We start from the raw sequence: 6,518 nt of genomic DNA, 5'->3' as shown, positions 1-6,518 counted from the left end.
GCGGGTTCGTCTCCTCTTTAACGGGCAGGCGAGGTGAGGGTGATCACGAGGAGCTGAGGTTGTTGTCGATGAAGTCGAAGAGCTCGTCGAAGCTCGCCTCGTTCAGGGCGGGCTTCGCCTCCCCCTCGTCCGCGCCGCTGTCGGTGAGCCGCGCGAGCACCTGCCGCAGGCGGCTCGCGAGCTGGTCGCGCAGCGGGTCGTCCTGGCCGACGCCGGCGAGCGCGAGGTCGAGGCGGTCGACCTCGTCGAGCAACGACGACGAAGGGCTGTCGTCGCCCGCCAGCTCGGTCCGCAGGTGCGCGGCGAGCTCGACGGCGTTGGGGTAGTTGAAGACCAGCGTGGCGGGCAGCTTGACGCCGGTCGCCGCGGCCAGCATGTTCCGGAACTCGACCGCGGACAGCGAGTCGAAGCCGAGCTCCTTGAACGCCAGCGTGGGCTTGATGTCCTGCGGTGACTCGTAGCCGAGCACGACCGCGACCTGGCCGATCACGAGGTCCAGCAGCAGTTCGTCCTGCTCGGCCTTCGTCCGGCCGGCGAGCCGCTGCGACCAGGAGGCCGGTTCCGCCGCACCGGCGGCCGCGGTTCCCCGCTTGGCCTGGGTGCGGACCAGGCCACGCAGCAACGGGTGCACCTCGCCGGCGGCGCGCAGCGTGCCGAGGTCGAGCTTGACCGGGGCGAGCACCGCGTCGTCGGTGGTGCGGGCGAGGTCGAAGAGCGCCAGGCCGTCGGCGGAAGACAGCACCGGCATGCCGGCGCGGGCCATCCGGGCGATGTCGTTGTCGGACAACGACGCGCCCATGCCGGCGGTCTGGTCCCACGGGCCCCAGGCCAGCGAGATCGCCGGGAGGCCGCGCGAACGCCGGTGCACGGCGAGCGCGTCGAGGTAGGTGTTGGCGGCGGCGTAGTTCGCCTGTCCCGCACCGCCCATGAGGCCGGACGAGGAGGAGAACACCACGAACATCGCGAGGTCGTCCTGCGCGGTCAGCTCGTGCAGGTGCGCGGCGGCGTCCGACTTCGGACCGAGCACAGTGGACAGTCGCTCGGGCGTGAGCGAACCGAGCACGCCGTCGGCCAGCACACCGGCCGCGTGCACGACACCGGTGAGCGGGTGCTCGGCCGGGATCCCCTTGAGCAGTGCGGCGACCGCCGCGTGGTCGGACACGTCGCACGCCGCGAGCTGCACGTCCGCGCCGAGCGTGGTGAGCTCCGCGGCCAGGTCGGCCGCACCGGGTGCGTCCGGGCCGCGGCGGGACGTGAGCACGAGGTGGCGGACGCCGTGGTCGATGACGAGGTGCTTGGCGACCAGCGCGCCCAGTCCCCCGGTGCCGCCGGTGACCAGCACGGTGCCCTCGGGGGCGAGCGGCGCGGGGATGGTCAGCACGACCTTGCCGACGTGCTTGGCCTGGCCGAGGTAGCGGAACGCCTCCGGTGCGCGGTGCAGGTCCCAGGTCGTGACGGGCAACGGCCTCAGAGACCCGGCGTTGAACCACTCGTAGAGCCGGTTCAGCAGCTCGCCGATCCGGTCGGGGCCGGCCTCGAACAGGTCGAACGCGGTGTAGGCGACCCCGTGCCGGCGGTCGACCTCCGCGGGGTCGCGGACGTCGGTCTTGCCCATCTCCAGGAACCGGCCGCCCTCGCCCTGCGCCACCAGGCGCATCGAGGCGTCGACGAACTCGCCGGAGAGGGCGTTGAGGACGACGTCGACGCCGTGGCCGTCCGTCGAGATGGTGAACTCGTGCTCGAAGTCCGTGGTGCGCGACGACGCGATGTGGTCGTCGGCCAGCCCGGCGGCGCGCAGCACGTCCTGCTTGCCCGTGCTCGCGGTGCCGAACACCTCGGCGCCGAGGTGCTGGGCGATCTGCGTGGCGGCCATGCCGACACCACCGGCGGCGGCGTGCACCAGGATCTTCTCGCCGGACTTCAGGCCGCCGAGGTCGTCCAGGGCGTACAGCGCGGTGAGGAACACCAGCGGCGCACCGGCGGCCTGCGTGAACGACCAGCCGTCCGGGATCGGGCAGACCTTGCGGCGGTCCGCGACCACGACGGGGGCGAACGCGGCATTGAACATGCCCATCACCCGGTCGCCGGGGGCGAGGTCGGTGACGCCCGCGCCGATCTCCGTCACGACGCCCGCGCCTTCGAGGCCCATGATCCCGGCGTCGCCGGGGTACATGCCGAGCACGTTCATGACGTCGCGGAAGTTGACGCCCGCGGCCCGGATGGCGATGCGGACCTCGCCGGCCTCCAGCGGTGCCGCGGCGGGCGGCCACGAGATGGGCGTGAGGTTGTCGACCGTGCCGGCGGTGGTGAAGTCGAGCCGCCACGGGCCGTCCGGCGCCGGGGCGATCGTGCCGGTGTTCGCCCGCACCAGCCGTGGGGCGTGCAGCACACCCGCACGGGCGGCGACCTCGGGCTCGTCCCCGGCCAGGATGGCGGGCAGCACGTCGTCGAGCTCGGTCCTGGCGTCGAGGTCCACCAGGACGATGGCGCCGGGCTGCTCGGTCTGCGCCGAGCGCACCAGGCCGGAGGCCGCGGCCTGGGCGGGGACCGCGATGTCCTCGCCGGGCAGCGCGGCGACCGCGTTGCGGGTCGTGACGACGAGCAGCGCGTCGTCGGAGCGCTCACCGTCCAGGTAGGACTTGAGGCCCGCCAGGAGTTCCGTCGTCACCTCGTGCACGTCGGCGGACGACGAGACGGCGAGCACCGTCACGTCCGCCGGGGCGCCGCCCTCGGCCGGGGGCAGCTGCGTCCAGTCGACGCGGAACAGCGAGTCGCTGCCGCCACGGGCGCGGAACTGCTCGCCGCTGATCGGCCGCAGCACCAGGGAGTCGACGCGGGCGACCGGGTTCCCGGCGCCGTCGGCGACGTCCACGCTGATGCCGTCACCGGCCGGGCGGACGCGGGCGCGCAGCACCTGGGCGCCCGCCGCGAAGAGGCTCACCCCGTTCCAGGCGAACGGAAGCGAGGCGGTGCCGCCCTCCCCGGCGTCCCCGGACGGGATGCCGAGGGTGTGCAGCACGGAGTCGAGCAGCGCCGGGTGCACGCCGAAAGCGGCGGCCCGGCGCTGTTCCGCCTCGGGCAGCGCGACTTCCGCGTACACGTCGTCGCCGCTGCGCCAGGCGTTCGCCAGCCCGCGGAAGACCGGGCCGTAACCCAGTCCGATCTCGGCGAGGTCCTCGTAAAGGCTGGTCAGGTCAAGGGAAACGGCACCGGCGGGCGGCCACGTGGTCAGCTCGAAGGCGGGCGTGGCGGCCTCGTCGGTGAGCGCACCGGTCGCGTGCACGACCCAGGTGGTGTCATCGTCGTCGGAACGGGAGTACACGGTGATCAGGCGGCGGCCGGGGTCGTCGCCGGGCGCGCCGACCTCGACGTGCAGGCTGATCCCGGCGTTCTCGGGCAGCACCAGCGGGGTCTGCAGCAGCAGCTCCTCGAGGTGACCGCAGCCGACCTGGTCGCCGGCCTTGATCGCGAGCTCCACCAGCGCGGTGCCGGGCACCACGACGTTGCCCGCGACCACGTGGTCGGCGAGCCAGCCGTGCGTGGCGACCGAGAGCCGGGCGGTGGCCAGCACACCGCCGCCGGGCAGCGGCAGGACCGCGCCGAGCAACGGGTGGTCGGCGGCGCGCAGGCCCGCGGAGGTGACGTCCGCGACGGAACCGTTGTCCACCAGCCACAGGCGCTGGCGGTCGAACGCGTAGGTCGGCAGGTCGACGCGGCGCGCGCCGGTGCCGTCGAAGAACTGCTTCCAGTCGATCCGGGTGCCGCGCACGTGCAGTCCGGCCAGCGCGGTCGTGACCGACGTGGCCTCGGGGCGGTCCTTGCGCAGTGCCGCGACGAGCACGGCCTTGGTGACGGTCTCCGCGCCCATCGCGGTGAGCACGCCGTCCGGGCCGAGTTCGAGGAACGTCGCCACGCCGGCGTTCTCCAGCGTGGTGACCGCGTCGGCGAAGCGAACGGCGGTGCGGACGTGCCGCACCCAGTAGTCGGGCGTGGTCAGCTCGGCGGCCGAGGCGATCTTGCCGGTGGCGGTCGAGACGATCGGGATGGACGGCGCCTGGTAGGTCAGCTGTTCCGCGACGGCACGGAAGTCTTCGAGCATCGGGTCCATCAACGGCGAGTGGAACGCGTGCGAAACGCTGAGTCGCTTGGACTTGCGATCCGCGAACTGCGCAACCACCTGCTCGACCGCAGCCTCGTCACCGGCGACGACCACGGACGAAGGTCCGTTGATCGCCGCGATCGACACCAGATCCGTGAGGTGAGGCGTGACCTCGTCCTCGGTCGCCTGCAACGCGACCATCGCGCCACCCTCGGGCAACGCCTGCATCAACCGCGCCCGAGCGCTGATCAACGTCGCCGCATCCTCCAGCGACAACACACCGGCCACATGAGCCGCAGCGATCTCACCGATCGAATGCCCAGCCAGGAAGTCCGGACGGATGCCCCACGACTCGACCAGGCGGTACAGCGCCACTTCCAACGCGAAGATCGCCGGCTGCGTGAACTCCGTGCGATCCAGCTCCTCATCCCGCACGTCCACCAGCGCGGCGACCTCGTCGAACGCCTTGGCGTAGACCGGGAACGCCTCGTACAGCTCGCGGCCCATGCCCAGTCGCTGGCTGCCCTGGCCGGTGAACAGCACGGCCAGGCCGCCGTCGGTGGCGGCACCGCGCACGACGGAGGCCGCGTTCGTGCCGTCGACGAGGGCGTCGAGCCCGGCGAGGAGCGCGGCGCGGTCCGTTCCGACGACCACGGCCCGCTGGGCGAGCGCGGTGCGGGTCGCGGCCAGGGAGAACGCCACGTCGTCGACGTGCGCGTCGGCGGCGTCGAGGCGCTCGCGCAGCTTGCGGGCCTGCTCGCGCAGCCCGTCCTCGGTCCGCGCCGAGAGCAGCCACGGCCGCACCGGGCGCTCAGCGCGAGCGATCTCGGGGGCGTCGCCTGCCGGGGCCTGCTCCAGGACGACGTGCGCGTTGGTGCCGCTGACGCCGAACGACGAGACGCCCGCGCGACGGGGCTTGCCGGTCTCGGGCCACGGCTGGGCCTCGGTGAGCAGGGTCAGGTTGCCGTCGGCCCAGTCGACCTGGTGCGACGGCTCGTCGATGTGCAGGGTCTGCGGGGCCACGCCGTGCTGGAGGGCCAGCACCATCTTGATCACGCCACCGACACCGGCGGCGGCCTGGGAGTGGCCGATGTTGGACTTCAAGGAACCCAGCAGCACCGGGCGTTCGCGGTCCTGGCCGTAGGTGGCGAGGATGGCCTGGGCCTCGATCGGGTCGCCGAGGCGGGTGCCGGTGCCGTGCGCCTCGACGACGTCCACGTCGGACGGCGAGAGCGTGGCGTTGGCCAGCGCCTGCAGGATCACGCGCTGCTGCGACGGGCCGTTGGGGGCGGTGAGGCCGTTGGAGGCGCCGTCCTGGTTGACCGCGGAACCGCGGACGACCGCGAGCACCTCGTGGCCGTTGCGGCGCGCGTCGGAGAGGCGCTCGACGAGCAGCAGGCCGACGCCCTCGGACCAGCCGGTGCCGTCGGCGGCGTCGGCGAAGGCGCGGCAGCGGCCGTCCTGCGACAGGCCGCCCTGCTTGTCGAACTCGACGAACACGGCCGGGGTGCTCATCACCATCACGCCGCCCGCGAGGGCGAGCGAGCACTCGCCGTTGCGCAGCGCCATGACCGCGAGGTGCAGGGCGGTGAGGGACGAGGAGCAGGCGGTGTCGACGGTGACGGCCGGGCCTTCGAGGCCGAACGTGTAGGAGATGCGGCCGGAGAGCACGCTCGGGGCGGCGCCGGTGAGCAGGTGGCCCGCGACCTCGTCGGGCACCTCGGTCAGCCCGATCCCGTAGCCCATCGCGCTGCCACCGACGAACACGCCGGTCTGGCTGCCGCGCAGGCTCCGCGGGTCGATGCCCGCGCGTTCGAAGACCTCCCACGAGGTCTCCAGCAGCAGGCGTTGCTGCGGGTCCATCGCGAGGGCCTCGCGCGGGGAAATGCCGAAGAAGGCGGGTTCGAAATCGCCCGCGTCGTAGAGGAAGCCGCCGCCCTCGACGCCGAAGCTGCCGTTCTCGGTGCCCCAGCCGCGATCGCCGGGCAACGGGGAAATCGCGTCCCCACCGGTGGCGACGAGCTGCCACAGGTCCTCCGGCGTCCGCACGCCGCCGGGGTACCGGCAACTCATGGCGACGATCGCGATCGGTTCCTTGTCGCCCTCTTCCAGCTCGCGAAGGCGCTGTCGGGTGGCCTGGAGATCAGCCGTCGCCAGCTTGAGATACTCCCGGAGCGTCTCTTCATTCGCCATTTAAGAGTACCTCTTCGCTACTGGAGACTAGGTGAATTCCGGCGCAGAGAATGACATGCGTGAAACCGAAGAACCCCGCCCGACGCTGCAGAGAAACTCCAGTTCACGAACAGATTCTGGCCGCGCCCCCATTCACCCTCAACCCCTAACCTGCCCCTAGCCTCCCCCAGCGGAAATGTCTAATGAAAAGTACAGTCGAAAAGCAGCTACCCCCCTCGGAACAGTT

The 6,518-nt window shown here is 72.3% G+C and carries 1 protein-coding gene; it reads right to left on the bottom strand.

Annotation, left to right across the window (positions count from 1 at the left end; translation table 11 throughout):
- Positions 1-43: 43 nt before the first annotated feature.
- Positions 44-6,292, bottom strand: coding sequence for an SDR family NAD(P)-dependent oxidoreductase (locus ACFWNN_RS28785; protein WP_382443058.1), 6,249 nt, complete (start codon positions 6,290-6,292; stop codon positions 44-46).
- Between the last annotated feature and the right edge of the window lie 226 nt (positions 6,293-6,518).

The organism is Lentzea sp. NPDC058450 (assembly GCF_042721395.1).
Taxonomy (GTDB): Bacteria; Actinomycetota; Actinomycetes; order Mycobacteriales; family Pseudonocardiaceae; genus Lentzea.
This window is presented reverse-complemented; position numbering and strand designations above follow the sequence as displayed.